This is a genomic window from Providencia rustigianii DSM 4541 (assembly GCF_000156395.1).
GTDB lineage: Bacteria > Pseudomonadota > Gammaproteobacteria > Enterobacterales > Enterobacteriaceae > Providencia > Providencia rustigianii.
This window is the reverse complement of the sequence record NZ_GG703823.1, coordinates 66,795-67,748: the sequence shown is the minus strand read 5'-3', so window position 1 is coordinate 67,748 and position 954 is coordinate 66,795. Positions and strand designations below refer to the sequence as shown.

The following is a 954-nucleotide window of genomic DNA, read 5'->3' as shown; positions in this document are numbered from 1 at the left end:
ATTCCACGCGGTCAATTTGGTATTGTGGGTGAGTATGGTCCTGAGATTGTTAATGGTCCTGCGAATGTGACCAGTCGTAAAAGTACAGCGGCATTGGCTGCGGCAGCATTAACACTAGGGTCAATGTCGGCAGCGGCAGATAAGCCGATTCATCCCTATGCCCTACCGGCTAAAAACTACGTTTCTACCCCAGTTAATATCACTCAAAATCGCAGTGAGTATAGTCGATCCCCGATTGAAATTCATATTCATCCTACACCGAATCAATCAGCCGCGGATATTGCAAAAGAGGTCGCAAGGCAATTAGAAGATGCAGAGCGAAGAAAGCAATCAAGGCGGTTAAGCCAGTATCAAGACAGTGGAGAATATTAATTATGGCAATGGCAGCACTAGGCGTATTTATTTTTCATTTGCGAACAACGCCCTATCAAATGATGCAGATTAATAAAAAATAACCGTTACGGATTTAATAACCGCGTCGGTAAGCGACCTGCATTCCAGTTTATTGGTCCTGATAGTGATGATATTTCGTTAAGTGGTTCGCTATTTCCATCATTAACCGGCGGTAAGTTATCGTTATTGGCTTTGGAGTTAATGGCAGATACCGGTAAGGCATGGTCGCTGATCGATGGAACCGGCACAATTTACGGGATGTTTGTCATTGAAGAAATCACACAATCAAAAAGTTACTTTTTTGATGATGGTGCCGCTAGACAAATAGATTTCACGTTGAAGTTGAAACGGACAGACGAGTCATTAAGTGAAATGTTTGGTGATTTGAGTAAGCAATTGAGTGATCTCCGTGGGGCATTGCCATTATGAGTATGTTTACGGGGGATGAATCGACACCGGCATTTGTGCTAGCCGCCAGTGGTGAAAATATCAACGCGCTAATCCAAGGGCGTTTAATGTCATTATCAATGACTGATAACGTTGGAACCGAAGGTTGAATTC

General features: G+C 43.3%; 1 protein-coding gene and 2 pseudogenes. All 3 read left to right on the top strand.

The genetic code is table 11. The features are described 5' to 3' along the window. Positions 1-372 (top strand): annotated as a pseudogene (locus PROVRUST_RS17790) (phage tail tape measure protein); the annotation flags it as partial. A 2-nt stretch (positions 373-374) separates the two neighbouring features. Continuing rightward, positions 375-822 (top strand): annotated as a pseudogene (locus PROVRUST_RS17785) (phage tail protein). Beyond that, positions 819-950 carry a hypothetical protein gene (locus PROVRUST_RS20610; RefSeq protein ID WP_006816303.1) on the top strand — a complete coding sequence of 44 codons (132 nt, stop codon included), beginning with the start codon at positions 819-821 and terminating at the stop codon, positions 948-950. The pseudogene PROVRUST_RS17785 and the gene PROVRUST_RS20610 overlap by 4 nt, the downstream one beginning before the upstream one ends. Positions 951-954 lie beyond the last annotated feature (4 nt).

Bases quoted from the DNA above. Each gene is read 5' to 3' on its own strand.
- PROVRUST_RS20610 (WP_006816303.1), top strand. From the start codon at position 819: ATGAGTATGTTTACGGGGGATGAATCGACACCGGCATTTGTGCTAGCC.